The sequence below is a fragment of the Nocardia sp. BMG111209 genome (assembly GCF_000381925.1).
In the GTDB taxonomy this organism is placed as follows: domain Bacteria; phylum Actinomycetota; class Actinomycetes; order Mycobacteriales; family Mycobacteriaceae; genus Nocardia.
On sequence record NZ_KB907310.1, the window covers coordinates 594,767 to 620,207 of the forward strand.

The 25,441-nt window shown below is 70.2% G+C and carries 23 protein-coding genes and 1 riboswitch; of the genes, 15 read left to right on the top strand and 8 right to left on the bottom strand.

The genetic code is table 11. The annotated features are described in order from the left end of the window. Positions 1-41: 41 nt before the first annotated feature. From G361_RS0140745 to G361_RS0140755, 3 genes are all read left to right on the top strand, one after another. Entirely contained in the window at positions 42-785 is a 744-nt protein-coding gene (locus G361_RS0140745) for a hypothetical protein (RefSeq protein ID WP_019932920.1), read from the top strand. 623 nt (positions 786-1,408) lie between these two features. After that, positions 1,409-3,427: a DNA polymerase Y family protein gene (locus G361_RS51375; protein WP_231387253.1), complete on the top strand. Its 2,019-nt coding sequence runs from the start codon at positions 1,409-1,411 to the stop codon at positions 3,425-3,427. A 347-nt stretch (positions 3,428-3,774) separates the two neighbouring features. Continuing rightward, positions 3,775-4,623: a sugar phosphate isomerase/epimerase gene (locus G361_RS0140755; RefSeq protein ID WP_036496773.1), complete on the top strand. Its 849-nt coding sequence runs from the start codon at positions 3,775-3,777 to the stop codon at positions 4,621-4,623. A gap of 8 nt (positions 4,624-4,631) precedes the next feature. Here G361_RS0140755 and G361_RS0140760 read toward each other — a convergent pair whose 3' ends face one another. Then, entirely contained in the window at positions 4,632-4,829 is a 198-nt protein-coding gene (locus G361_RS0140760) for a DUF5808 domain-containing protein (protein WP_019932923.1), read from the bottom strand. A gap of 102 nt (positions 4,830-4,931) precedes the next feature. Here G361_RS0140760 and G361_RS0140765 point away from each other — a divergent pair, with 102 nt between their 5' ends. Next, positions 4,932-5,699: an alpha/beta fold hydrolase gene (locus G361_RS0140765; RefSeq protein WP_026344126.1), complete on the top strand. Its 768-nt coding sequence runs from the start codon at positions 4,932-4,934 to the stop codon at positions 5,697-5,699. A 68-nt stretch (positions 5,700-5,767) separates the two neighbouring features. Then, entirely contained in the window at positions 5,768-6,697 is a 930-nt protein-coding gene (locus tag G361_RS0140770; RefSeq protein WP_019932925.1) for a sucrase ferredoxin, read from the top strand. Positions 6,698-6,721: 24 nt separating this feature from the next. Here G361_RS0140770 and G361_RS0140775 read toward each other — a convergent pair whose 3' ends face one another. Beyond that, a complete protein-coding gene (locus tag G361_RS0140775; protein WP_019932926.1) occupies positions 6,722-7,693 on the bottom strand; it encodes an SDR family NAD(P)-dependent oxidoreductase in 972 nt (323 codons plus the stop codon). Positions 7,694-7,852: 159 nt separating this feature from the next. On the opposite strand from G361_RS0140775, the gene G361_RS0140780 reads away from it, so the two are divergent. Continuing rightward, complete coding sequence (locus tag G361_RS0140780) at positions 7,853-11,140, top strand: error-prone DNA polymerase (protein WP_026344128.1); 3,288 nt, start codon at positions 7,853-7,855, stop codon at positions 11,138-11,140. Between the two features lie 81 nt (positions 11,141-11,221). Here G361_RS0140780 and G361_RS47640 read toward each other — a convergent pair whose 3' ends face one another. Further along, positions 11,222-12,211 carry a hypothetical protein gene (locus tag G361_RS47640; RefSeq protein WP_019932928.1) on the bottom strand — a complete coding sequence of 330 codons (990 nt, stop codon included), beginning with the start codon at positions 12,209-12,211 and terminating at the stop codon, positions 11,222-11,224. Between the two features lie 244 nt (positions 12,212-12,455). On the opposite strand from G361_RS47640, the gene G361_RS0140790 reads away from it, so the two are divergent. The 3 genes from G361_RS0140790 to G361_RS0140800 all read left to right on the top strand — a co-directional run bounded on the left by G361_RS0140790 (position 12,456) and on the right by G361_RS0140800 (position 16,032). After that, complete coding sequence (locus G361_RS0140790; protein WP_019932929.1) at positions 12,456-12,788, top strand: hypothetical protein; 333 nt, start codon at positions 12,456-12,458, stop codon at positions 12,786-12,788. After that, positions 12,785-14,866, top strand: coding sequence for a glycoside hydrolase family 19 protein (locus tag G361_RS50630; protein WP_196814762.1), 2,082 nt, complete (start codon positions 12,785-12,787; stop codon positions 14,864-14,866). The genes G361_RS0140790 and G361_RS50630 overlap by 4 nt, the downstream gene beginning before the upstream one ends. 74 nt (positions 14,867-14,940) lie before the next feature. Beyond that, positions 14,941-16,032 carry a hypothetical protein gene (locus G361_RS0140800; RefSeq protein ID WP_155982069.1) on the top strand — a complete coding sequence of 364 codons (1,092 nt, stop codon included), beginning with the start codon at positions 14,941-14,943 and terminating at the stop codon, positions 16,030-16,032. A 67-nt stretch (positions 16,033-16,099) separates the two neighbouring features. Here G361_RS0140800 and G361_RS0140805 read toward each other — a convergent pair whose 3' ends face one another. Further along, on the bottom strand, positions 16,100-16,342 hold the full coding sequence (locus G361_RS0140805; protein ID WP_019932932.1) for a DUF167 family protein: 243 nt from the start codon (positions 16,340-16,342) through the stop codon (positions 16,100-16,102). Positions 16,343-16,360: 18 nt separating this feature from the next. Beyond that, on the bottom strand, positions 16,361-16,825 hold the full coding sequence (locus tag G361_RS0140810) for a tRNA (cytidine(34)-2'-O)-methyltransferase (protein WP_019932933.1): 465 nt from the start codon (positions 16,823-16,825) through the stop codon (positions 16,361-16,363). Positions 16,826-16,971: 146 nt separating this feature from the next. On the opposite strand from G361_RS0140810, the gene G361_RS0140815 reads away from it, so the two are divergent. Further along, positions 16,972-17,217 (top strand): DUF3017 domain-containing protein, encoded by a 246-nt coding sequence (locus G361_RS0140815; RefSeq protein WP_052173045.1) that lies wholly within the window; start codon positions 16,972-16,974, stop codon positions 17,215-17,217. Here the strand turns inward: G361_RS0140815 and G361_RS0140820 are convergent. Both G361_RS0140820 and G361_RS0140825 read right to left on the bottom strand, forming a co-directional pair. Further along, positions 17,195-18,364 carry a homoserine O-acetyltransferase gene (locus G361_RS0140820; RefSeq protein WP_019932935.1) on the bottom strand — a complete coding sequence of 390 codons (1,170 nt, stop codon included), beginning with the start codon at positions 18,362-18,364 and terminating at the stop codon, positions 17,195-17,197. The two genes, G361_RS0140815 and G361_RS0140820, sit on opposite strands and share 23 nt — an antisense overlap. Positions 18,365-18,514: 150 nt before the next feature. Further along, positions 18,515-18,627, bottom strand: a riboswitch (SAM riboswitch). Between the two features lie 54 nt (positions 18,628-18,681). Beyond that, positions 18,682-19,341 (bottom strand): TetR/AcrR family transcriptional regulator, encoded by a 660-nt coding sequence (locus G361_RS0140825; RefSeq protein ID WP_019932936.1) that lies wholly within the window; start codon positions 19,339-19,341, stop codon positions 18,682-18,684. Between the two features lie 137 nt (positions 19,342-19,478). On the opposite strand from G361_RS0140825, the gene G361_RS0140830 reads away from it, so the two are divergent. Together G361_RS0140830 and G361_RS0140835 are read left to right on the top strand one after the other, a co-directional pair. Then, positions 19,479-20,975, top strand: coding sequence for an MFS transporter (locus tag G361_RS0140830; RefSeq protein ID WP_019932937.1), 1,497 nt, complete (start codon positions 19,479-19,481; stop codon positions 20,973-20,975). A 349-nt stretch (positions 20,976-21,324) separates the two neighbouring features. After that, the gene (locus G361_RS0140835) at positions 21,325-22,542 is read left to right on the top strand and encodes an NADP-dependent isocitrate dehydrogenase (protein ID WP_019932938.1); all 1,218 of its coding nucleotides are present in this window, start codon (positions 21,325-21,327) and stop codon (positions 22,540-22,542) included. Between the two features lie 145 nt (positions 22,543-22,687). Here G361_RS0140835 and G361_RS0140840 read toward each other — a convergent pair whose 3' ends face one another. After that, positions 22,688-23,530, bottom strand: coding sequence for an alpha/beta fold hydrolase (locus G361_RS0140840; protein ID WP_019932939.1), 843 nt, complete (start codon positions 23,528-23,530; stop codon positions 22,688-22,690). 93 nt (positions 23,531-23,623) lie between these two features. Here G361_RS0140840 and G361_RS0140845 point away from each other — a divergent pair, with 93 nt between their 5' ends. Genes G361_RS0140845 through G361_RS46440 form a run of 3 tightly spaced genes read left to right on the top strand, consistent with a single transcriptional unit; the run spans position 23,624 to position 25,403 of the window. Continuing rightward, the gene (locus G361_RS0140845) at positions 23,624-24,415 is read left to right on the top strand and encodes an exodeoxyribonuclease III (protein WP_019932940.1); all 792 of its coding nucleotides are present in this window, start codon (positions 23,624-23,626) and stop codon (positions 24,413-24,415) included. Continuing rightward, on the top strand, positions 24,412-24,873 hold the full coding sequence (locus tag G361_RS0140850) for a ribonuclease domain-containing protein (RefSeq protein WP_019932941.1): 462 nt from the start codon (positions 24,412-24,414) through the stop codon (positions 24,871-24,873). Before G361_RS0140845 ends, G361_RS0140850 begins: the two co-directional genes overlap by 4 nt. A gap of 29 nt (positions 24,874-24,902) precedes the next feature. Next, the gene (locus G361_RS46440; RefSeq protein WP_231387255.1) at positions 24,903-25,403 is read left to right on the top strand and encodes a barstar family protein; all 501 of its coding nucleotides are present in this window, start codon (positions 24,903-24,905) and stop codon (positions 25,401-25,403) included. Positions 25,404-25,441 lie beyond the last annotated feature (38 nt).

The window sequence follows — 25,441 nt, forward strand, 5'->3', positions numbered from 1 at the left end:
TTGCGGTGGAGTCCATTCGGTGAGAGATGGGTGGTCGTTGGATGGGTTCGGCTGAGGAACGGAAACTGGAACGGCTCGAGGACCTGCGTCGCCGCATGGCCGCGATCCCCGCACGCGGCGCGGGTGCCGTAGCCCGCCCACCGGCCGCGCGGCCCGTCCGCCCCGAATCGCTGCCGGTGCCGTCCGCTCTGGTGGATCTGCTGCCCGACGGCGGCGTACCCCGCGGCTCGGTGGTCGCGTACACGGGTGCGAGCTCGTTGCTGGCCGGCCTGCTGGCCGCGGTGACCGGCAGCGGCGGCCATGCCGCGGCGATCGGCCTGCCCCGGCTGGGCCTGCTCGCGACGGCCGAGATGGGCGCACACCTGTCCCGGCTGTATGTGGTGCCCGACCCCGGCCCGGACCCGGTGGAGATTGCCTCCGTATTGCTGGACGGCCTGGACCTGGTCGTGCTCAACCTCGGCGGCCGCTCCGTCCCGGCCGCCCGTACCCGGGTACTAGCCGCCCGGGCCCGCAGCAAGGCGGCCACCCTCGTCGTGACCGGCGGCGCCTGGATCGGCCCCACTCTGCGCATCGCCACCGAGATCGACGGTTACGACGGTATCGGCCGCGGCACCGGCCGACTGCGGACCGTTCGCCTGAACGTCTGCGTGCGCGGCCGCGCCACCCCGCCCCGCACCGGCCGCCTGGCCCTGACCCCCCACGACGGCCGCGTCGAATGGCATGCCCCCGAACCGGATTCGACCTTCGCCCCACCCCCGGAGGTCGCCCACCATGCCGTCTCCTGACCACGTCGGCCACATCGGCACGGCCGACCCGGGCCACACCGGTTGCGCCACATGAGGCCGGCGAGCGCGGATCATGCGGGATACCGGACCCGAGCGAGCCGTCCGGCATGTACTGCCGGACATACAGGTGAACCGCACTGCGCGGGATGCGAAGCCGTCGCGGAATGCTGTGCCCGCCCGGCTCGTTCGCGAGGCCCGCGGGGCCGCACGGAGTATCCGGATCGAGATAGGTCGGCCGGATGTCCGAGGCGTGCCTGCGGCCACGCGAGCCGTTCACGCCACGCTGGGCGCACAGTGCGCACGGAATGCCTTGTCCGCCCGAGTTGTCCGCGCAGGCCACGCCTCAGACAATCCGTCCGTGCCGTCCGTGCCGTCCGTGCCGTCCGTGCCGTCCGTGCCGTCCGTGCCGTCCGTGCCGTCCGTGCCGTGCGTGCCGTGCGGGTTGCCTGGCTGGTTGTGCGAGGTGTCTGGGTGCGCGAAGTGATGGAGCGCGCGAGTGTCTGGGGTGCACGAGTGTCTGAGGCGCGCGAAGTGATGAGGCGCGCAAAGTGTCCGGCGCGCGCAGAGCGTCCGAACATGGTGGCTCGCTTGGGGTCGCTGGGGTGTGTGGCCCGGGGGACGGGATGAGCGCGGCTCGGTCGCGGGCGGCGCGAGTGCTGGCGCTGTGGTGCCCGGACTGGCCCGCGGTCGCGGCGGCGGCCGTGGACGAGGTGCCGCCGACCCGGCCGGTGGTGGTGCTGCACGCCAACCGGGTGGTCGCGGGAACGGCGACAGCACGGGCGGAAGGGGTGCGACGTGGCCTGACGCGGCGGGAAGCACAAGCGCGCTGCCCGGGATTGTATGTGGCACAGGCAGATCCGGATCGGGACGCGCGATTGTTCGAGCCGGTGGTGGCGGCCGTGGCCGAGGTCGTGCCCGGGGTAGAGGTGCTGCGGCCCGGCCTGCTGGTGCTGGCCGCGCGCGGCGCCGCCCGATTCTTCGGATCCGAGGAGGCGGCGGCCGAACGGCTGGTCGACGCGGTCGCCGCCACCGGGGTGGAATGCGCGATCGGGATCGCCGACGAACTGTCCACCGCGGTGATCGCCGCCCGCCGCGCGACGATCGTGCCGCCGGGGGAGGGCGCCCGGTTCCTGGCGCCGCTGCCGGTGGCGGAACTGGCCGTGGAGCCGAGCCTCACCGCCCCGGAACGCGCCGATCTGGTGGATCTGCTGCACCGCCTGGGCTTGCGTCGTATCGGCGATTTCGCCACGCTGAGCCCGGCCGAGGTCGGTTCCCGATTCGGCGCCGACGCGATCCGCGCCCACCGCTGTGCCCGCGCCGAATCGGAGCGCCCGCCCTCCGCGGCGCCACCGGCGGTGGATCTGGCGGTGGAGTATCCCTGCGATCCGCCGATCGACCGGATCGATGCCGCCGCCTTCGCTGGCCGCCTGCTCGCAACTCGGCTGCACGAACGCCTCGCCGGCGCGTCAGTAGCCTGCACCAGGCTAATAGTATCGGCGGAAACCGCTGCCGGAGAACAACTTTCCCGAGTCTGGCGCTGCGCCGAGCCACTCACCCCGGAGGGCACCGCGGACCGGGTGCGCTGGCAGCTGGATGGCTGGCTAACCCAGCGCGCCCTACGGGGAGTTCCGCCGGACGAGGAACCCGATGGTGCGGTACACGGTCGCGGAGTGGCGCCGGGCGACCCCGGTGCAGACCCCTTCGCGCCGAGCGCTGCAGGCACACCGCACCGTGGTGGAGCGAGAGCAGCCGGAGCGGCCGAGGGTAAGAGCCGCGGCGGTGCGGAACCGGTCGGAGCGGCCTGGGATAAGGGTCGCGGTGGAGCGGGACCGGCTGAAGCCGCTGGGGATAAGGGCCGCGAAGGCGCGAAACCGGCCGGAGTGGCCGAGGGCAAGGGTCGCGGCGGAGCTGGACCGGTCGGAGCGGCCGAGGACAAGAGCCGAAGTGGAGTGAGACCGGTTGGAGCGGCCGGGGGTCGTGGCGGTGCGGGACCGGTTGGAGCGGTCGGGGGTAAGGGTCGCGGTGGTGCGAGATCCACCGGAACACCGCCGCATCGGGGCGGGCCGCCTGCAGCCCCGATCACCGTGCTCCGACTGGAGCCGATCGAGGTCGTCACCACCGCCGCACTGCAGATGGGCCTGTGGGGCGAGGCCGGTGACAACGAGGAGCGTGCTCGGCGTGCCCTGGTCCGGGTGCAGGGATTACTCGGCGGGACCGCGGTGCAGGTCGGGGTGCTCAGCGGCGGCCGCGGCCCGGCCGAGCGCATCACCCTGATCGCTCTCGGCGACGAGCCGGCCCCCCGCACAGATCCGGATCTGCCCTGGCCGGGCCGGTTGCCCGAGCCCGCACCCGCTGTGGTGCTGGTAGACCACCCCGGCGTCCGATTGGAGGCGGCCGACAGTTCCCCGGTGTGGGTGACCGACCGCGGCGATTTCACCGCCGTCCCGGCCCGGCTGTACTGGGGTCGCAAGCACTGGTCGGTGACCGGCTGGGCCGGCCCCTGGCTGCTGGACGAACAGTGGTGGGGCAGCACTCGCCCGGACTGTCTAGTCCGCGCTCAGGTCCTGCTCGACGACCGGGTGCGAACCCTGCTGCTGCTCGGTTACGACGGGACCTGGCATGTGGAGGGCCTCTACGAGTAAGGCGCCGGGTTCCCGTACCCGGCGGAACTCGCGTCCTCGGCCGGACAGGCATCGAGCCAGCTCTCCAGAATCCACCTGGTTGGCCGAGCCCCGAGCCCGCTCTCCGGAATCCACCTGGTTGGCCGGGCCTCGAGCTCGCCCTCCGGAATCCACCCGGTTGGCCGAGCCCCGAGTCGCCCTCCGGAATCACCTGGTTGGCAGGGCCTCGAGCTTGCCCTCCAGAACCCATCCGGTCGGCCGGGCCTCTAGCGTCCTCCCAGAATTTCATACCGAGATTCTCAGAATAGTATTCTTGATCGAGGAGCGGCACCGGGTGACCGGTGCTGCCGCGGCGGACGGAGTTCGGTATGGAGAAGGCGCTGGACGACATCGGCTGGGTGCTGTGGCACGGCACGCTGGGTCTGCAGAGCGCGATAGCCGATCGGATCGCCGCGGCGACGGCCGCGGGGTTCGGCCGCGTATCCGTGAGCCCGTTCGATGTCGCGACCGCCGCGCAGGCGGGGACGACGCCCGCAGATCTGGGTCGCCGATTGCGGGACGCCGGTCTCGAGGTGGTGCTCGACGGGCTGATGAACTGGTATCCGGGCCGGCCGCTGACGTCGTCACCCACCGCGGCGTTCACCGCGCCCGAGGTACTCGACATGTGCGCGGCGCTGCGGCCGGCGGCCCTGACGGTGCTGGCCCGCCCGACGTGCGAAATCTCACCGGACGAGGTCGCGGCCGCCTTCGGCGACCTGTGCGACCGTGCCCAGGAATCGGACACCCGGGTGCAGTTGGAATTCATGCCGATGATGGCGATCGGCGATCTGGCCGCCGCCTGGACCGTGGTCGGCGCCGCGGACCGCGCCAACGGCGGGCTGCTTTTCGATACCTGGCACTTCTACCGCGGCAACCCGGACTTCGGCACGCTCGCGAATCTGCCCGGTGACCGGATCTTCGGTGTGCAGGTCGCCGACAGCACTGTCCCGGAAGGTTCGCTGATCGAGGACACTTTCCGGCGTGCCGTGCCGGGTGACGGCCGCTTCGATCTCGAGGGGGTACTGCGTGCGCTGGATCGCATCGGCGGATTGCGCTGGATCGGACCGGAAGTCATCTCCCCGGTCACCGCCGCGATGCCGCCCGTCGAGGCGGCACACCTCACCGCGACCCGAATTCGCACACTGCTCGGCACGATCCGCGCCGACGGCACTCCGTGACCTGCTGCCTACTTCCGCAGCGGATGCAGCAGCCGATGGAAGTTCAGGTCGTAGCCCCAGCCGAAGACCTTCGGGGTGAACAGACGCGTATCGTCCGGATTCCACCAGCGGGCGCGCAGCCGCGCCGCGGTCGGTGCTCGCCAATCGTACGGAATGCCGAGCATCTTGCCCTGCGGGTCGGGGACTCGGTCGGGACCGTTCGTCATACCCCCATCCTGCCACCGAGGTCCGACGAAAGCCGGAAACCGGATATGGCACCCGGCACATTCAGCGGCGACGCCGTATCGGTATCCGTATTCTGGCGAAACGTGGAGTCGACTGTCATCCGGGTGCCGCTGGGCGGTGTGCCGATCGCCTATCGAGATTCCGGACGGCCGGTCGTCCCGCATCCGCTGTCCGAGGTTCCGGTGCTGCTCGTGCACGGTATGGGCGGCGACGGGCACACCTGGGACCGGTTCGCGGACCGGTTGGTGCGGTCCGGGCGCCGGGTGATCATCCCGGATCTGCGCGGTCACGGCCGCAGCGCGCACACCGATTCCTACCGCTTCGACGAATTCGGCGCGGACGTGGCGCGGCTGTGCGATCACCTCGGCCTGCCCACGGTCGATCTGGTCGGGCATTCGCTCGGCGGCTATGCGGTCTCCTGCGTGGCGATCGAACGGCCCGCGCTGGTCCGTCGTCTGGTGATCGAGGAACAACCGCTGCCGCTGCGTTCCGGCGACGAGCAGGTGACCCTCACACGCCGGCTGCCGTCGCTGCCGGAACTGTGGCACGCCACCAGCAGCCTGGTCCGGCATCCGCGCGCGGTGCTGGCCTTCGACCGTGCCATGACCCGCACCGCCCTGGAGCAGTTCCGCAAACCGAATCCGGAGTGGTGGGAGCGGATCTCCGAGATCGCCGCCCCCACCCTGTTCCTGCGCGGCGGTCCCGGCGGCATGGTCGACCCCGCGAAGCTGGAACTGTTCCGCGCCGCCGTCCCCGCTTGCACGATCGAGGCCTTCACCTGCGGCCACAGCATCCATCGCGACCGCTACCGCGAATTCGCCACGGCCGTACTGCCGTTCCTGCGCGACTGAGGTCCTCCGATCGTGGCGGTACGGCCTCGGCCCGGAAATCTTCCGGTGGGCGACGGTTCTATCCTGAAATGATGTTCAGCGGTTTGTCCTGTTCGGCCGCCGCCGCGGTCGACATCCCCCTGCCCGGCACAGCCACCCGGGTGACCGGGTGGTTGTGCGTGGAGCAGCCCGGGGCCTGGGGCCGGGACGTGATCGGCGACGAGGTGCTGGGCCCGGAGATCACCGCGGAACTGGCCCCGCGCGTCAAGGCCGCGAAGGTGCGGCCGACGCTCATCCGCCGCCCCGGCCGCAGCGAATTCACCGGTGTCCGAACGGTATTGCTGGCGAGTTCGCATCCGGGGCGATCCTGGTGCGAGCGGCTGGAGATCACCGATCTGAAGCAACTGCTGGATCTGGATCTGGATCTGCTGAACGGCCCCGCGCCCGGACTCGGTGTGCCCGTTGCGGATTCGCCGATCCTGGTGTGCACGCACGGTAAACGCGACCAGTGCTGCGCGCTGCTCGGCCGCCCGATCGCGGCGCGGCTGGCCGCCGAATATCCGGATCGGGTCTGGGAGTGCTCGCATACCGGCGGACACCGCTTCGCCCCGGCGATGGTGCTGCTGCCCGTCGGCCTCACCTTCGGTCGTCTCGACGAGGACGCCGCCGCGGCGGTGGTGGCCGCCGCCGACCGCGATGAACTCCCGCTGACCGGCTTCCGCGGCCGCAGCGGCTGCTCTCCGCTCGAACAGGTAGCGGAAATAGCCGTGCGGCAACAGATTTCGGATCCGGCCGGAATGCCCGGCGCCGATGATCTCTCGGTGGCCGAGATGCCCGGCGCCGAGCCCACCGGCGACCCAGCCACCTTCGCCGGCGCCGCGCTGGTGACCCATCGCGACGGCCGCCGTTGGCAGGTCACCGCGCACACCGTCGCCTACGCACCTCGTCAGGCCAGCTGCGGCGCCGCCCCCAAACCCGCCACGGGCCTGGTCGCGGACGGGGTCCGCGCGCTGCGCTGAGATATCGGGCAGGTCCGGGCGGTACTACCAGTGGATGCCCGGGACCAGATTCACCGTGCGGCGCAATGCGGTTCGGGCCGCGCGGCCCGCGACCGACGGCGTGCGATGCGATTTATGCTGCACGGCAAGAGATTCCGAAGCGGGTGCGGTGGGCGCCTCACCCTTGGCGGCGGGCGAGTCGGGCAGCGCGCGGTAGTACTGGTGCAGGATGCGGTCCTTGAGCCGCGGCGCGAACAGGCTGCCGTATTCGGCGAGGGTGCCGACCGGGACGTCGATGCGCTTGGGCCGGTCGATCAGCGCGCGCACGACGGTGTCCGCGGCCCACTCCGGGGACTGTGAAGGCCCCTGCCTACCGCTCGGCGCGATCATCGGGGTGCGGACCAGCGGCATGTGGATGGTGGTGAAGGTGACGTTGTCGGCGAGCATCTCCGCCGCGGTCACCTCGGCGAACTTGTCGAGAGCGGCCTTGCTGGCCAGGTAGGCGGCGAAGCGGGGCGTGGCGACCTGCACCCCGGCACTGGAGATGTTGACCACGTGGCCGAATTTCCGCTCCCGCATCTGCGGCAGCAGCGCCAGCGTCATCCGCACCGCGCCGAAGTAGTTGACCGCCATGGTGCGTTCGAAGTCGTGCAGCCGATCGGTGGACCGGTGCACGGCGCGGCGGATGGAACGCCCGGCGTTGTTGACCAGCATGTCGACGTGATCGTGCTCGTCGAGGACGGCCTTCACGGTGTGCTCGACCGATTCGGCGTCGGTGACGTCGCAGGGGTAGCCGAAGGCGGTGCCGCCGGTCGCGGTGATCTCGTCGACCACGGCGGCCAGTTCGTCGCCGCGGCGGGCCAGCAGGATCACCACACCGCCGCGGGCGGCCACGGCGAGCGCGGCGGCCCGGCCGATCCCGGAGGACGCGCCGGTGATGAGGACGTGCTTACCGGTGAGATCCCGGCGGGTGCGGCGGCGCGCCGCATAGCCCGGCTCGGCGACGGTGTCGGACATCGTTGCTCCCTTGACCCGATTCGGTTCGTCTCAACTTACTCCAAAGTAAGTTCCGATGCCAATGTGCTGCGTCACAGTCGGGCAATCCCGGCGCGACCTACTTGCAGTCGAATGTGTGTTCGACTATGAAGAGTACCGATCGGTACGCCGGAGGTGCGCATGGGCTGGGGAAACGGTCCGCCTACCTGGGCGGAGATGGAACGGGTGCTGTCCGGCCGTCCCGGTCGCGAACTGCCGCCCGGTGACGGTGGCGACGGTCCGGCGTGGTCCCGCAAGCGCGACGCCTACCGGGCCGGTGCGCGGCCCGCGCCCGACGAACCGGTGGTGCCCTACGCGGAACTGCACGCCCACTCCGCCTACAGCTTTCTCGACGGCGCCTGCCAACCGGAGGAGCTGGTGGAGGAGGCGGTCCGGCTGGGCCTGGAGGCGTTGGCCCTCACCGATCACAACGGGTTCTACGGTGTGGTGCGCTTCGCCGAGGCGGCGGCCGAATGGGGGCTGCCGACGGTGTTCGGCGCGGAACTGTCGCTGGGGTCGACGCTGCCGGAATCCGAACCCCGCACCGGCGCACCCGATCCCGCCGGTCCGCACCTGCTGGTGCTGGCCCGCGGCGAGGAGGGTTACCGCCGGTTGGCGCGGGAGATGTCGGCCGCGCACATGGTGGCGGGGGAGAAGGGCGTACTGCGCTACGACCTGGATCGGCTCACCGCCGCTGCCGGCGGGCACTGGCAGATCCTCACCGGATGTCGCAAAGGTCATGTGCGCGAGGCACTTTCGCACGGTGACGCCGCAGCCGCCGCGGCCCTGGGGGAGCTGGTGGACCGGTTCGGCCGCGACCGGGTGGCCGTGGAACTCACCCGGCACGGCATCCCCGCCGACGACGAGCGCAACGCGCGGCTGGCCGCCCTCGCCGAGCGGGCCGGGCTGCCGGTGGTCGCCACCACCGCCGCGCATTTCGCCGGGCCCGCGCAGCGCCGGCGGGCGATGGCCCTGGCCGCGATCCGGGCCCGGCGCAGTCTCGACGACATGGACGGCTGGCTCCCCGCCACCGGCGGTGCGCACCTGCGCTCCGGCGCGGAGATGGCCCGGCTGTTCGCGGCCTGTCCGCAGGCGGTCGGCAATGCCGCCGGCCTGGCCCGGGACTGCGCCTTCGACCTGCGGCTGATCGCGCCGCAACTACCACCGTTCGAGGTGCCCGAGGGCCACGACGAGACCTCGTGGCTGCGGGATCTCACCTTCCGCGGCGCGGTCCGCCGCTACGGCCCGCCGCAGGAGAATCCGAAGGCGTACCGGCAGCTGGAACACGAACTGCGCGTGATCGCCGAACTCCGCTTCCCCGGCTACTTCCTGGTGGTGCACGACATCGTGGACTTCTGCCGGAAGCAGGGAATCCTGTGCCAGGGCCGGGGTTCGGCGGCCAATTCCGCGGTCTGCTACGCGATCGGCATCACCAACGTCGATCCGGTGGCGAACGAGCTGCTGTTCGAGCGGTTCCTGTCACCGGAACGGGACGGCCCGCCGGATATCGACCTCGACATCGAATCCGATCGCCGCGAGGAGGCGATCCAGCACGTCTACCGGAAATACGGCCGGGAGTACGCCGCGCAGGTGGCGAACGTGATCACCTATCGCGGCAAGTCGGCGGTGCGCGATGCCGCCAGGGCCCTGGGCTTCTCGCCCGGTCAGCAGGACGCCTGGAGTAAACAGGTCAGCCGCTGGACCGGGGTGGCCGCCGAGGAGCACACCGACGTTCCCGCCGAGGTGCTGCGGCTGGCCGGGGAGATCGAGGGCCTGCCCCGGCATCTGGGCATCCACTCCGGCGGCATGGTGATCTGCGACCGGCCCATCGCCGATGTCTGCCCGGTCGAATGGGCCCGGATGCCCGGCCGCAGTGTGCTGCAGTGGGACAAGGACGACTGCGCGGCCGTGGGCCTGGTGAAGTTCGACCTGCTCGGGCTGGGCATGCTGTCGGCCCTGCACTACATGATCGACCTGGTCCGCGAGCACGTCGGCGAGGTCGTGGAACTGCACGCGCTGGATCTGAGCGAGGCGGCGGTCTACGAGATGCTGTCGCGGGCCGATTCGGTGGGCGTGTTCCAGGTGGAGTCGCGGGCGCAGATGGCCACACTGCCGCGGCTGCGGCCGCGCAACTTCTACGACCTGGTCGTGGAGGTGGCGCTGATCCGGCCCGGCCCGATCCAGGGCGGCTCGGTGCACCCCTACATCCGGCGGCGCAACGAGCTCGAGCCGATCGTCTTCGACCATCCCGCGCTGGAGAACGCGCTGGGCCGCACGCTGGGCGTGCCGCTGTTCCAGGAACAGTTGATGCAGATGGCCGTCGACGTCGCCGGATTCAGTGCGGCCGAGGCCGATCAGCTGCGCCGGGCGATGGGATCCAAGCGGTCACCGGAGCGGATGAACCGGCTGCGCGACCGTTTCTACACCGGGATGCGCGAATTGCACGGCATCACCGGCGAATTGGCCGACCGCATCTACGAGAAGGTGTACGCCTTCGCGAATTTCGGCTTCCCCGAGAGTCATTCGCAGAGCTTCGCCTCGCTGGTGTTCTACTCCTCCTGGTTCAAGCTGCATCATCCGGCGGCGTTCTGCGCCGGACTGCTCAATGCGCAGCCGATGGGGTTCTACTCACCGCAGTCGCTGGTGGCCGATGCCCGGCGGCACGGGGTGGCGGTGCACGGCCCGGACGTGAATCGCAGCCTCGCCGCCGCCACGCTGGAACGGCAGGGCGCCGAGGTGCGACTGGGGCTGGCGTCGGTGCGGCATATCGGCACCGAACTGGCCGAACGGATCGTCGCGGCCCGGTCGTCCGGGCCCTACACCTCGTTCCTGGACCTGACCGGACGAGTGGAATTGACTGTGGCGCAAGCGGAATCGCTGGCCACCGCGGGTGCGCTCGGCAGTCTCGGGATGACCCGGCGGGCGGCGCTGTGGGCCGCGGGCGCCGCGGCGGGGGAGCGGCCGGACCGGCTACCGGGCACCGGCGCGGCCACCACCGCCCCCACCCTGCCCGGGATGAGCGAACTGGAGCTGGCCGCCGCCGACGTCTGGGCGACCGGGGTCTCCCCGGACAGCTATCCGACCGAATTCCTGCGGTCGCATCTGGACGCACTGGGTGCGCTACCCGCCGACCGGCTGCTCGCCCAGCCCGACGGTTCCCGGGTCCTGGTGGGCGGGGCCGTCACCCACCGGCAGCGCCCGGCCACCGCGGCCGGGGTCACCTTCCTCAATCTGGAGGACGAGACCGGCATGGTGAACGTGGTGTGTTCCACCGGATTGTGGGCGCGGTACCGGCGCATCCTGCAAGGCGCCCCCGCCCTCCTGATCCGCGGCCGGGTCCAGAACGCGGAGGGCGCGGTCAGCATCCTCGCCGACCACGTCCAGCGCCTGGACCTGCGAATCACCGCCAAATCCCGCGACTTCCGCTGATCGTCACATCGCCCGGTGGCGTCCGACCGCACCGGCTACTGGGTCGATCCGGCCGTCTGCCGCGGGATCGGGCCGTTCGGATCAGAAACTGCTGTCGCTGCCGCCGCCGAAATCGCCCCCGCCGCCGAAATCGCTACCGCCACCGCCGAAATCGGTGTCGCCGCCGCCCCCACCCCAATCCTGGTTGGTGGGCTGGTCGTCGCCCGCCTGGTAGCCGGCGTCGTAACCGCGATCGTAATCGCCGTGGTTCTCGTGCTCGCCCGACATCTTGCCGAGCTCGTAGCCGAGCAGACCGCCGCCGAGCGCACCGCCGACCGCGCCGAGGCCACCGGCCATACCCGGGCTCATTCCGGGACGCCCGCCGTAGCCCTGGCCGTAGCCCTGATCGTACTGGCCGGGACCGTATCCGGGCTGGCCGTAGCCGCCGGGCTGGCCGTAGCCGGGCGGCGGACCACCGCGGTTGAACAGGCCGCCGCCCCCGCCGTTTCCGCCCCCGCCGCCACGCCGGCGACGGATCAGCGCGACGATGCCGCCCACGATCAGCACGACGATCAGGATGGGGCACAGCAGGCCCCACAGGCTGAAACCGGAGTGTTGGTCGCCGCGATGCTGCGCCACCGGCGGATGCGCGGGCGCCTTGGTGGCCGGCGCGCCCTGCCCGACCGCGCTGTTCAGCGAGCCCAGGGCCGCGACCGTCGCACCGGTGTAGTCGCCGTTGCCGTAGGCGCTGCCGAAGGCCTTGCCCGCGGAGCTGGTGTCACGGATGCGCGAATTGGTGCCGGTGCGGATCGCGAGGTGATGCGACTTGGTGTTGATGGCGATCACCACATCGGTGGCGCCGGTGATGTGGGACTGCGCTTCCCGGTCGAAGGACGCGTTGTCGTCGGCGTACTTCTCGGTGGTGAAGACCTGGACCGGATCCGGCAGGGCATTGCCCGCGTCGGTCACCCGGCCCGCGTCCAGCACCTTCGAGTCGTCGTGGATGGTCACCGGACCGGCCCAGGCCTGCCCGCCGGCCATCAGCACCACCGCTGCCACCGCGGTCAGCAGTGTCGCGAAACGCTTGATCATGCCTGCGCTCTCCCGTCGGTGGGACCTGTGGCCCCGTCCTACGCGAGGGTACCGGGTCCACAGAAAAGACCAAGTGGTTCTCTAACTCCCGCACCCGCTCCCAGAAGCCGCACCGTGTTTCCCGGCGCGCCGCGGCAGTGTCGCCGGGCTACGGGTGCGGCTGCGCGAAGGCTCGTGACAGCCGTCGGCCCTGGTGGTTACGGTCGCGGCATCGAACACCACTCGAGAACGCGAGGGGGGTTGCATGTCCGGTTCGAGCATTTCCGGTACCCGCATCGCCGGCGTCGATGCCGATGCGGTCCGACGGTTCGGCGCGGTGGCGCGCCGTGCCTTCCGGGAGATCGACAGCGCGGCCGAGACGGCGCGCGAGATACAGGCGCTGGTCGCCGATCTGGTCCCGCACAGTTCCCTGGCCGCGGTCTGGTGCGAATCCGCCGACGCCGCAGCCGATCTCGTCCGCCGCAGCGCGCAATGGTTCGCCCGCCTGGCCGACCACACCGAGATCGCGGTCGAGGGCTACGCGGCCGTCGACCGCGCCGGGGCGGCCGCACTGCTCCGCGTGGAGGCACGGATATGACGCCGCCGCGAATGCCCCCGCCCCGTTCGGTGGTCGAGGCATGGCGGGCCCTCGAGGCCGCCCTCGGCCTGCGCGCCCTGTTCGACCGTTCCCTGTGCGAGATGGAAAGTCTGTCCGGCGCGGTGCGCACCGAATGCCATCGGCTCGACGGCGGCGGCTGGCAGGGCGCGGCATACGACACCGTGCTGGACCATGTGGAAGCCGCGCATCACCGCAACCAACTGCTGTGGGATCGGCTGGAAACCCTGCGCGACACCGGCGCCGGGGCCCTGACCGACCTGCACTACACCGCCCTCGCCGCTCTCGACTACGCCGCCGACGCGGAGGCGGCCGGCTGTACGGTGGCCGACGACTGGACCGTCCACGCCGACCATCCCACCATCGCCGACGAATGGTCGGAGGTGCTCACCGAGGCACTCACCGCCGTCACCCGCGCCGCCGACCGCGGCCGCACCGCCATCCTCGGCGTGAGCAACGAATTCCGTTATCTGGCAGCGATGTTCGGCCTCCACACGCCGGACGACCCCACCCCCGGCGAATCTCCGGAAGCCGATGCTATTACCCCCGCATCGCATTTCGCCGATGCCGCCCCCGCAACGCATTTCGCTGATCCGGCCGGTGCCACCCGCGAGCCGTATTCCGCTGATGCGGTCGGCGCGACCCGTGAGTCGTATGCCGCTGATGCGGTCGGCGCGACCCGTGAGTCGTATGCCGCGGATGCGGTCGGCGCGACCCGTGAGTCGCATTTCGCGGATGTGGCCGGTGCCACCCGTGATCCGCAATCCGTCGATCCGGCCGATGCCGACCGCGAGCCTGCGTCCGGCGAGGCGGCCGAGGTTGCCGGAGCGCGTGCGGCGATTCCGGACGGCGAGTACGGGGACGAAAGTGCCGGAGACACCACATATTCCGATCCAGACAGCGCACGTACGGGCGAAAGCGTCGGAGGCACTGCGCATTACCGACAAGCTGTAGACACCGAGGAGGGGGACGACATGGGGGAGACTGGGCGGACGGACGACGTGGGGCCCGCGACGGACAGGGGCTCGGCCGACATCGGATCAGCGGGACACGCCGAGAGGGCCGGGCGGACAGTGACGGTCGAGGGCGATCATTCGTCCGGTGCCGAGGGCCCATCGGGTGAATCGCCCGTCGAGCCGCCGGAACGGTTCGGCGGCAACGGTATTCGACTGTCCGGGGTCGAGGCCGGGCAGGATGATGCGACGGTTGTGCCTCGGTATCCGCAGAGCGAACCCGATGCCGCCGCCGACTTCGCACGCGGCGATCCGAACTCGGCCGCTCTCCGGTCCGGCGACTTCGGCGTTGTCGACGCGGCGCCGCCGGGCGGACCGCCGATGGATGAAGAGTCGACGGATATGGACGCTGCCGATGATGCCGCCGGGGAATTCGCTGACGACGCTGGTAGCTGGGATTCCGCCGACACGGAACCCCTTGCCGCGGAGCACGAATCCGGCCTCGATGCGTTCGGCGTCGCCGCCCCGGCCACCTGGCACACCGGCCCGGTGCCCGGTCCGCACGGTGGTGTCACGGTGGGGCAGCTCACGGCGATCATGCCGGACCTGTCGCCGGAACGGGCGGTGGAGTATCTGCCCGCGCTCAATGCCGCCATGGCGGAGGGTGGGATCACCACACCGCTGCGGCAGGCAGCATTTCTGGCGCAGTTGGCGCACGAGAGCGGACAGCTGCGGTATTTCGAGGAGTTCGGCGACGACGGCTACTTCACTCAATACGACCCGGGGCAGCCGAACACAGCGGCCGGTAACACTCAGCCCGGTGACGGCCCGTTGTTCCACGGCCGCGGCCCGATCCAGCTGACGGGGCGTGGCAACTATCGCGACGCCGGCCATGCCCTCGGGTTGGATCTGGAGGGCGATCCGGCGTCGGCGGCCCGTCCGGATATCGGATTCCGTGTCGCGCAATGGTATTGGAGTTCCCGCGCGATCAACGTTCTCGCCGACCTCGGTGATTTCGCGGCCGTCACGGCCGCGGTCAACGGTGGTCACAACGGCCTGGCCGAACGGGAGAGTTTCTACCGGCGCGCGCTGGAGGTGCTCCGATGATCGGCGGGCCGGTACGGCGCCGGGTATTTCCGTTGTGCGCCTGCCGATTTCCGCGCGGTCGCCGGGTTGCCGTGGTGTCGGCGATCGTGTGGTTGCTGTTCGCCACCGGTTGTGCCGTACGGCTGCCGCTCCCGGGCGCCGGGCGCTCCGGCGTGGCGTTGCGCGGCAGTGTCGCCGTCGGCCCGCCGGAGCGTCCGTTCGTATTCCGTTCCGCCAGCGAGATCGTGCTGGCGACTCGGGATCGCATGATCGCGCGGCATCCCGGCCACTACACCGATGCCGGTTTCACCCGGGACAATTCGCACGTCTACGCACTGGATGCCACGGGTACGGTGCGGGCGGTGGAGGCCCGCGGCGGCACGATGCTGCCCGGCTCGATCGACTGCCGCTGTGACCGGGTGTTCCCGCTGCACGATACGACCGTCGGCTGGTGGCGCCCGCCCGGCGACTTCGTGCAGGCGGATCTGCACGAACCGAATCCAGCTGTGCGCGTGACGATTTCGCTGCCACCTCCGGAGGATCCGGTTGCTCCGGGCAACCTGCTGGGCGTGGCGCGGCTGCTGGCCGCCGACGATCGGACACTGGTGCTCGCCGAGACCGAGTCCCCGCCGGGAGCGAGCTGGGGTCTGACCCATCTCTTCTCGGCCGAGACCGATACCGGTGCCGTACGTCCCCTCGGCCGGATCGACGGAGTCAACACCGCGGTCGATCGGGTCGCCCTGCACCCGTCGGGCCGGGAACTGGCCATGCCGGGTTATCAGCGCGACGGAAAGACCTGCGGCACCGCGAGATTGCTGTGGATGGAGCTGTCCGCCGCCCGGCCGGAACGGCTCGACCTGCCACCGGACGCCGGCTGTTCGATCCTGATCGACGTCCGCTGGGACGCCGGGGTGCTCACCGTCGCCGAATTGCAGTGGCAGCCGGGCACTCCGGACCGGCCGACCGCCGGTGTGGTCTGGTCGCGGCGCGGCGCGGGATGGGAGCGCCGCGGTGGTGACGACGTGCTCCGGCATCTCACCCTCACACCGTCGGCAACGGTCCAGCTGCGGCGCGGCGACCACGATCGCGTGCACACCGAGCACACCGGTGAACTGGTGCTGGCCACGGACGACGAGGTCCGGGTACTGGCGCACGATGTGCTCGAGGTCCGCCTGCCCTACCCCTGAGCGGGCAAGCCGTCCTCTACCCCTGAGCGGGCAAGCCGTTCCCTATCCCTGAGCGGGCAATCCGTCCTTATCCCTGAGCGGGCAGGTCGATCTCGAACCGCTTGAACCGGGAGGTGGCGCCGCCGGTCAGTCGCACCGCGCTCTTGGGAACACGGAAGTGCCGGGCCAGCGCCTCGGCGGCGGCCCGGTTGGCCTTGCCCTCGACCGCCGGAGCGCGCACGTACACCTGCAGCGTGCCGTCCGCCGCCGTCTGCACCAGCGGACCCTTGCTGCTGTTGGGCTTGACGACCACCCGGATCACCGTCGGCACCGGCGGCTCCGATCGGTGTCACACGCCACCCGGGAACCCCAGCTGCCGCCACGCCTCGTACACGGCGACCGCCGCCGCGTTCGACAGGTTCATCGAGCGCCGGCCGGGCAGCATCGGGATGCGCACCCCGTCGGTGACGAGCGGGTCGGCGATCACCTCGTCGGGCAGCCCGGTGGGTTCCGGCCCGAACAGCAGGACATCGCCCCGGCGGTACTCGATATCGGTGTAGCGGCGGGTGGCGCGTGCGGTGAACGCGAACACCCGTTCCGGTGTGATCGCCGCCCAGGCGGCCGCCAGATCCCGGTGCACCCGCACCGACGCGAGGTCGTGGTAGTCCAGTCCGGCGCGCCGGAGCTTCGGCTCGGACAGATCGAATCCGAGCGGTTCGATCAGATGTAGTTCGCACCCGGTGCCGGCGACCAGCCGGATCGCGTTACCCGTGTTCGGTGGTATGCGAGGTTCGAAGAACACCAGATGAAGCACGCGGGCCAGTATCCCCGGCCGGTCCGCGATCGAGCGACCCGCCCCGACCCGGGCGGGGATGCGAGAATCGGAACGTGACCGAGACCCCTGTGACCCTGCCGTCGCGCTCCGCAGCAGTCGGGCGGTTCTTCCGCACCCACCTGCCGATGTCGCTGGTGGTGGCGGTGCTGGTGGTGGCGGTGGTGTTCGTCGCGGAGGATCGGTGGCGGCGTGGCGCGTTCTTCGTCGGGGGCGCGGTCCTGCTGGCGGCCGCGCTGCGGCTGTGTGTCCCGACCGCCCGGGTGGGCCTGCTGGCGGTGCGCAGCAGGCCCTTCGACATCGCGGCCTACGCCGTGCTCGGCGGGGCCATCGTCACCCTGGCCGCGACGATCAGCAGTCTGGGTGTCGACTGACCGAGCCGTCGCGGGCGGATCGGGCCAGATCCATCGTCTGGACCAGTAACTTGCCGACCGCGGTGGTCTCGGTGAGGAAGCCGTCGTGCCCGTCGCGGGAATGCACGATCTCGAGTCCCCGGCAACCGGGCAGCAGATCCGCCAGCTCCTGCTGGGTACGCAGCGGGTACAGCCGATCGGAGTCGACACCGCCCACCACGCACGGCACCGCGGTACTCGCCAGCGCGGCCTCGATGCCGCCGCGGCCGCGGCCCACGTCGTGGCGGTTCATCGCCTCGGTGAGCAGTACGTAGGTGGCCGGATCGAACCGGGCGACCAGCTTGTCGGCCTGGTGTTCCAGGTAGCTCTGCACCGCGTAGCGGCCGCCGGTCCGGGGATCCTCGCCCTGCTGGGCCTGATTCTCGAAGCGGTGGTCGAGCTCGAACTCGGTGCGATAGGTCAGATGCGCGATGCGGCGGGCCAGGCCCATCCCGGTCCGCGGCGTGCGGCCGGTGCCGTGATAATCGCCACCCTGCCAATCCGGATCGGCGGTGATGGCCGCGATCTGGGTGGTCTGGGTGCCGATCTGATCGGCGGTGGCACGTGCGCCGACGGCCAGGATCAGCGCGGCGCCGACGCGCTGCGGGTACCCGACCATCCACTCCAGCACCCGCATACCGCCCATGGATCCGCCGACCACCGCGGCCACCCGGTCGATGCCCAGCAGATCGGCCAGCATCACCTCGGCGGTCACCTGGTCGCGGATGGAGATCTCGGGAAACCTTGTGCCCCAGGGCTTTCCGTCCGGAGCGGGACTCGTCGGCCCGGTGCTGCCCTTGCAGCCGCCGAGCACGTTGGTGGCGATCACACACCATTCGTCGGTGTCCAGCGGCGCACCCGGTCCGACGATGCCGTCCCACCAGCCCGCCAGCTGATGCAGGCGGTCCGGCGCGCCGATCACGTGCGAGTCACCGGTGAGGGCGTGCTCGACGAGCACCACATTGTCCAGATTCGGTGACAGCTCACCCCAGCGCTGCACGGCGAGAATCGCGTCGGGGACGACCGCCCCGCTCTCCAGCCGCACATCCCCGAGGGCGACGGTGCCCAGGGTGCCGTCGGCGGGCGGCAACAGGGCCGCTGCGGTCCGTGCGTCGATGTCCACGGTCACCGCGCCGCCACCGTGCCGGACCCGGGATACACCGCAGCGAACGAGAAGTCACGCACCCCTTCGAGGGTAGCGAGGCGATGGCGAACGCCCGATACGTCCGCGGCGCAACCGATACCGGGCGCAATGGGGTTACTCATGGTCGTGCTCCTGACGTCGCGCTTGCTTCCGGCCTTCTCGGAAGCCCGGTCATCACCCGGAGCACCCCACCGCAACTGGAGGGTTGCCGACCAGCGAGCCGGGGCTTGGCGCTGGTGCTCATGACCTGCCCTGGATGGTATCGGATTGCGTTCCGATGCTGTCAAAGGGTTGCGCCGGAGTTACTCGGCAGCGGCCATCGGACGCGCGCACACCCGCTGGAACTCGTCGTAGGCCGCCTGCACGGCCCGGACCATCAGGTCCGGGGCGGCCGCCGGGGGGCATTCGGCCAGCGCGCTGTCGCACTCCATACCGGTGCGGATGACGGCGTGCCAGGTGGCGGCGATCAGGCGTACGGTCAGTGAGTCGGCATCGAGGCCGAGGCGCTCGCCGAGCGCCGCGTTGAGCTCGGCGGTCTTGGTATCGATGAAGTCCATGCTGCGCGAGCGCACCGCGGCGCTGGCCCGCATGATCCGCTGCATCTGCTGGAACCACGAGAACGGCAGCGTCTCGTCGGTGGTGCTGAGCTCGGCCACGACCAGGTGGGCATTGCGCAGCGCGAGCAGTTCGTTGCCGGTGATGGGCTGATTGCGCAGCTCGACGGCGACGCGCCGGCCCCACTCCTCGGTGGGAGCCAGGATGATGTCCTCTTTGAGTTCGAAGTACCGGTTCACCGTGCGTGGCGAGACGTCGGCGGCGTCGGCGATCTGCTCGACGGTCGTCGCCTCGAAGCCCTGACTGTCGCAGAGCTGCAGCGCAACTTCGATGATCCGGCGCCGGGTCTGCTCCTTCTTGCGTTCGCGCAGACCGGCCCGGGGCTGACAGGACGAGGAGCCGAGCATCTACGCATTCTAACTCCGTGTTACGAGTTCATGACCAGAGATGCCAAATGTCGCAGTCAGACATTTTTCTCTTGACGCCATTTGACTGGCGGTGACACGATGGCGTCATCTTGCTTCCTACTCAGGAGTTCTCCCCCATGACCGACCTCGGGATCGCAGTACACGAATCCCCGGCCACCGACGCCGAGCGCGGTCGCTCGACCCGGTGGTGGGCCCTGGGCGTGCTCGCCCTGGCTCAACTGATGGTGGTGCTCGACGCCACCATCGTCACGATCTCGCTGCCGTTCGCCCAGCGTGACCTGCACATCAGTGACGGCGACAAGCAGTGGATGCTCACCGCGTACACGCTCATCTTCGGCGGTCTGCTGCTGCTCGGCGGCCGGCTCGCCGACTACCTCGGCCGCCGGCGGATGTTCCTGATCGGCCTGGTCGGCTTCGCCGCCGCCTCGGCCCTGGCCGGACTGGCCCAGAACGCCGGCGAGCTGTTCGCCGGCCGGGCATTGCAGGGCGCGTTCGCGGCCGTGCTGGCCCCGGCGGCGCTGTCGCTGGTCTCGGTGACCTTCACCGAACCGCGCGAGCGGGCGCGGGCCTTCGGCGCCTTCGCCGGGGTGTCCGCCGGTGGCGCGGCCATCGGCCTGATCGTCGGCGGCGCGCTCACCGAGTACGCCGACTGGCGCTGGTGCCTGCTGGTCAACACGCCGGTGGCGTTGCTGGCCCTGGTCGGCGCGTTCGCCTTCGTCATCCGCGATGTGCCCGCCCCGCGGACCGGCGGCTACGACGTGCCCGGCGCGGTGACCGTCACCCTCGGCCTGATCTCGATCGTGTACGGATTCAGCCGTGCCGCCGAGGACGGCTGGCTGGCCGCCACCACGCTCGCGCTGCTGATCGCCGGTGTCGCGCTGCTCGCGGCCTTCGTCGTGATCGAACGCCGTTCGGTCAACCCGCTGCTGCCGTTGCACATCCCCGGTGAGATCAACCGCGGCGGCTCCTATCTGGTGGCACTGCTGGTGCCGATCGCCATGTTCGCGATGTTCATCAACCTGAGCTACTACCTGCAGGTCACCCTCGGGTACAGCTCGCTGAAGGCCGGTGTCGCGTTCCTGCCGTTCCCGATCGGCATCATCATCTCCGCCGGGGTCACCAGCACCCTGCTGCCCCGCATCGGCCCGCGGCCGCTGATGATCGGCGGCGGCATCCTCGGCATCGCGGGACTGGTCTACCTGGCCCAGCTGCACTACGGCGCCGGTTTCGGCGTGAGCGTGCTGCCGGCCATCTCGCTGATCGCGCTCGGCATGGGCGCGCTGTTCGTCTCGATGCAGACCACGGCCATGCATCAGGTGGAGGCCGAGGACTCCGGCGTCGCCAGCGCGCTGCTCAACGCCGCCCAGCAGGTCGGCGGCGCGATCGGCACCGCCCTGCTCACCAGCATCTCGGTGCAGGTCGCGCAGCGCTATGCCGAGCACCACGCGACCGTCGACCACGTCGCCGCCCGCGCGGCCATCCACAGCTACGACGTGGCCTTCTACATCGGCGCGGGATTCTTCGCGGCGGCCATCCTGATCGTGGCGCTGATGATCCGCGACAAGCCGGAACACCTGCTCGAGGGCGCCGAGCACGTCTCGGTCGGTGTCTGATATCTCACACTCCGGCGGTGCCGGGCGCCGATTCGCGGCGCCCGGCACCGCCGTGTGGTGTCCGGCGCCCCGACCCGGGCTGAACGGCTGTCCACCGCGGTTATGCATACTTGGTATGGCGGCATGCGTGACCTGCGCCACCGCGCTGGGATGATGGGCCGGTCCCGGGAAGGGCCGCCCCCTGGAAGTGAGACACAGCGCACCAGTACGCTTGTCTTGTTTAAGCACCCGCAAGTCTCGTGGACAGCGCGGGACGTATACGTTGTCGTTGAACAGCTGGGGTCCGCTCACAAGCGTGTTCGCCTGGCCTGTGCAATGGGAGCACCTTCCTAGGAGGACACGAAGATCCATGTCCAAGATCAAGGTTGAAGGCACCGTCGTCGAACTCGACGGCGACGAGATGACCCGGATCATCTGGCAGTTCATCAAGGACAAGCTGATCCACCCGTACCTCGACGTGAACCTCGAGTACTACGACCTCGGCATCGAGTACCGGGACAAGACCGACGACCAGGTGACCGTCGACGCGGCCAACGCCATCAAGCAGCACGGCGTGGGCGTCAAGTGCGCGACCATCACCCCGGACGAGGCCCGGGTCGAGGAGTTCGGCCTGAAGAAGATGTACCGTTCGCCGAACGGCACCATCCGCAACATTCTCGGCGGCACCATCTTCCGCGCGCCGATCATCATCTCGAACGTTCCGCGACTGGTTCCGGGCTGGACCAAGCCGATCATCATCGGCCGGCACGCCTTCGGTGACCAGTACCGCGCCACCGACTTCAAGGTGCACCAGGCGGGCACCGTCACCCTCACCTTCACCCCGGAGGACGGCAGCGAGCCGATCGTCCACGAGGTCGTGAAGGTGCCGGAGGACGGCGGCGTCGTGATGGGTATGTACAACTTCAAGAAGTCCATCGAGGATTTCGCGCGGGCGTCGTTCAACTACGGCCTGCAGCAGAACTACCCGGTGTACCTCTCCACGAAGAACACCATCCTGAAGGCCTACGACGGCATGTTCAAGGACACCTTCCAGGAGGTGTTCGACGCCGAGTTCAAGCCGCAGTTCGACGCGGCCGGTCTCACCTACGAGCACCGGCTCATCGACGACATGGTCGCCTCCTCGCTGAAGTGGGAGGGCGGTTACGTCTGGGCGTGCAAGAACTACGACGGTGACGTGCAGTCCGACACGGTCGCGCAGGGCTTCGGCTCGCTGGGCCTGATGACCTCCGTGCTGCTCACCCCGGACGGTCGGACCTGCGAGGCCGAGGCCGCGCACGGCACCGTGACCCGGCACTACCGCCAGCACCAGCAGGGCAAGCCCACCTCCACGAACCCGATCGCCTCGATCTTCGCGTGGACCCGGGGCCTGGCGCACCGCGGCAAGCTGGACAACACCCCCGAGGTCATCGGCTTCGCCCAGACCCTGGAGGACGTGGTCATCAAGACCGTCGAGGACGGCCAGATGACGAAGGACCTGGCGCTGCTGGTCGGCGGCGATCAGGGCTATCTGACCACCGAGGAATTCCTCGGTGTGCTCGACGCCAACCTGGCGCGCGAGCTGCGCTGAGACGCGCAGGCCCGTCACGCACCGTCCGATGCGACCAGTCGGTGCGCGGCGAGTCGATCCCGGGCACCCGCCCCCACCGTCCCCCGGTGGCCGCGGGTGCCCGAACTGTTTTCCGGCCCGGGGCGGCCGCCGGCCGCGCGCGGGTTCACACCGCGCGCAGGTGCCCGCGGCTGGCGTAGATGTGTTCCGCGATGAGGGTGGCGATGCGATCCGGCGCCTCCAGCATCGGCACGTGGCCGACACCGTGCACCAGGATGCGGTCGGCCGATTCCGGTAGTTCCCGCAGGAACAGTTCGGCGTAACTGCGATTCGGGATCACCCGGTCGTATTCGCAGAGCAGCAGGCGCACCGGCGTTTCCAGCGTGCCGATATCCGTGACACCCGGCGTGCGCAGGCCGCCGAGCAGCATCGGCAGCATCGCCGGGCAGTGCACGGCGGCGGCGATGGCCGCCTCCACGGCCGCGCGCGGTACCGCCGAGGTCCGGTGACTCAGCGCCAGCGCGGCGAATCTCCGTGCGGGCGGGCTGAATCGGAGTCCCGGCCCGAGCAGTTTGCCGAATTCCACGATCGGCAGCAGCGACAGGAACTTCAGCCCCACCCGCAGTTGCAGCAACGACGGCGTGTGCCAGCCACCGGCCGGCGCGATCGCGGTGAGTGTGCGCGCGCGGCCCCGGCGGGCCAGTTCGAAGCCGACCCAGCCGCCCAGCGAATTGCCCGCGATATGGCAGGTGCGCCAACCCAATTCGTCCAGTTGCCGTTCCACCCGGTCGGCCAGCATGTGCACGTCGAGGGTGCGGGTGTCCGGTTCGGGACCGCCCCAGTGCCCGGCGAAGGCGGGCGCGAACACCTCGCAGGTGCCCGACATCCGTTGTGCCACTTGCTCCCAGCAGTGTGGCGAGAGCATGAATCCGTGCAGCAGCAGCAGGGGATCGCCGGATCCGGTGTGCAGGGCGGCGATCGGAGTGGGGGCGGCGGTACGCGACATCATTGTCGTGACCCCTTCCTGGTGTGCGCGCCGATCCGGTGGCGCGACCGCGGTGTCCACAGGAAAAGTGTCCGACCTGCATTGTACGGTCGTGGGGTGCCCCCCATCATCATCTCGACCATCAACGTGAACGGCATTCGCGCGGCGACGGGTAAGACGGGCAAGGGGATGCTCGAATGGCTCGCCGCCACCGAGGCGGATGTGATCTGCCTGCAGGAGACCCGCGCCACCGACGCGCAGACCCGCGCGGCGCTGGCGCCGGCGCTCACCCAGGGCTGGCACCTGACGCACGCGGAGCCGGGCACGAAGGGCCGGGCCGGTGTCGCGATCCTGTCCCGCCGTCCGCCCCGAGCGGTGCGAATCGGCTTCGGCAGCACCGAATTCGACGGGCTGGGCCGCTACGTCGAGGCAGAGTTCGACGAATTGACCGTCGCCAGTGTCTATGTGTACACCGGGGAGGCCGATACTCCACTGCAGGAGGAGAAGTACCGCTTCCTCGCCGGTCTGGGCGCGCACCTGAAGGCTCAGCGACGCGACTTCGTGATCAGTGGCGACTGGAACGTCGCGCACACCGAGCTCGACATCAAGAACTGGAGGGGAAACGTGAAGAACGCGGGCTTCCTGCCCGGCGAGCGGGCCTGGGTCGACGAGATCCTCGCCGCCGGCTATGTCGACGTGGTACGAAAACTGCACCCGGATGTGCCGGGGCCCTACAGCTGGTGGTCGTACCGCGGCCGGGCGTTCGACAACGACGCGGGCTGGCGCATCGATTACCAGCTGGCCCGCGGCCAGGTGGCCGGGCGGGCCAAGCAGGCGGTGGTGGAGCGCGCGCCGAGTTACGCGCTGCGCTGGTCCGATCACGCCCCGGTGACGGTGCAGTACCGATGAACTTCTCCGGCAAGGGTTTTCGTAGCGCGGCCGCGCTGTTGGGGCTGCTGGTCGTGGTGGTGGCCGGGCTGCTGGTGGCCCGCGGTGACCATCATTCGGCGAATCCGGTGGCGCGACCGGCGCCGGTCATCACGGCCGGCACCATGTCGGCGGCGCCGATCACCGCGCGGGTGGCGGGAGTCCCGGACCGGGTCTATCGGACGCTGGACGAGATCGACGCGGGCCGCTGGCCCGATTCCGCGAACGCGCCGGGTACCAAGGGCGGCGACCATTGGATGAACCGCGGCGGCCAACTGGCCCAGCAGGATTCCGCGGGCCGGCCCATCACCTATCAGGAATGGGATGTGAACCCGAAGAAACCGGGGCAGGGCCGCGACGCGGAACGCATCATCACCGGCAGCGACGGCTCCGCGTACTACACCGGTGACCATTACAAGACGTTCACCAAATTGCGGTGAGCGGTCCTGGTGAGTCGAAAGGTGATGCCGTGACGGGTGTTTCGATGACGTTGGCGCAGTTCCTGGCCGGTCCGTCCACCCGGGTCGCGGCGGTCGCCGCCGTACCGGACCACGGCCGGGCGCCGGCGCTGGGCGCGCTGGCGGTCGACGCCGGGCAGTTCAGCGGGGTGCGGTACCGGGTGCCGGACGGATATGTCGCCCGGGAGTTGCGCGGCACCAGGATGCGCACGCTCGCAGGCGTTTTCGACGAGTTCGCGGCCGCCTTCCAGTTCCCGTACTACTTCGGCGAGAACAAGGACGCCTTCGACGAATGCCTGCGTGATCTGGACGAATTCGTGGGGGCCGCCGCGGGATACGTAGCGCTGATCCGTGATTCGGGCGAACTGCTCGCGGACGAGCCGGACCAGCTGTCCTGGTTCACCGCCGCCACCACCGACGCGGCGGCCTACTGGTCCGGTAAGGCCGCGGTCTACCGTGCGGTGTTGCAGGGCAGTTCGGCCCCGGCCGGCGCCGTGACCCTGCGGGTGTGAGATACGTCAATCGGCGGCCGATCCGCGCATAACCGGGG

Bases quoted from the DNA above. Each gene is read 5' to 3' on its own strand.
- G361_RS0140745 (WP_019932920.1), top strand. From the start codon at position 42: ATGGGTTCGGCTGAGGAACGGAAACTGGAACGGCTCGAGGACCTGCGT.
- G361_RS51375 (WP_231387253.1), top strand. From the start codon at position 1,409: ATGAGCGCGGCTCGGTCGCGGGCGGCGCGAGTGCTGGCGCTGTGGTGC.
- G361_RS0140755 (WP_036496773.1), top strand. From the start codon at position 3,775: ATGGAGAAGGCGCTGGACGACATCGGCTGGGTGCTGTGGCACGGCACG.
- G361_RS0140760 (WP_019932923.1), bottom strand. From the start codon at position 4,829: ATGACGAACGGTCCCGACCGAGTCCCCGACCCGCAGGGCAAGATGCTC.
- G361_RS0140770 (WP_019932925.1), top strand. From the start codon at position 5,768: ATGATGTTCAGCGGTTTGTCCTGTTCGGCCGCCGCCGCGGTCGACATC.
- G361_RS0140775 (WP_019932926.1), bottom strand. From the start codon at position 7,693: ATGTCCGACACCGTCGCCGAGCCGGGCTATGCGGCGCGCCGCCGCACC.
- G361_RS0140780 (WP_026344128.1), top strand. From the start codon at position 7,853: ATGGGCTGGGGAAACGGTCCGCCTACCTGGGCGGAGATGGAACGGGTG.
- G361_RS47640 (WP_019932928.1), bottom strand. From the start codon at position 12,211: ATGATCAAGCGTTTCGCGACACTGCTGACCGCGGTGGCAGCGGTGGTG.
- G361_RS0140790 (WP_019932929.1), top strand. From the start codon at position 12,456: ATGTCCGGTTCGAGCATTTCCGGTACCCGCATCGCCGGCGTCGATGCC.
- G361_RS50630 (WP_196814762.1), top strand. From the start codon at position 12,785: ATGACGCCGCCGCGAATGCCCCCGCCCCGTTCGGTGGTCGAGGCATGG.
- G361_RS0140815 (WP_052173045.1), top strand. From the start codon at position 16,972: ATGTCGCTGGTGGTGGCGGTGCTGGTGGTGGCGGTGGTGTTCGTCGCG.
- G361_RS0140825 (WP_019932936.1), bottom strand. From the start codon at position 19,341: ATGCTCGGCTCCTCGTCCTGTCAGCCCCGGGCCGGTCTGCGCGAACGC.
- G361_RS0140830 (WP_019932937.1), top strand. From the start codon at position 19,479: ATGACCGACCTCGGGATCGCAGTACACGAATCCCCGGCCACCGACGCC.
- G361_RS0140835 (WP_019932938.1), top strand. From the start codon at position 21,325: ATGTCCAAGATCAAGGTTGAAGGCACCGTCGTCGAACTCGACGGCGAC.
- G361_RS0140840 (WP_019932939.1), bottom strand. From the start codon at position 23,530: ATGATGTCGCGTACCGCCGCCCCCACTCCGATCGCCGCCCTGCACACC.
- G361_RS0140850 (WP_019932941.1), top strand. From the start codon at position 24,412: ATGAACTTCTCCGGCAAGGGTTTTCGTAGCGCGGCCGCGCTGTTGGGG.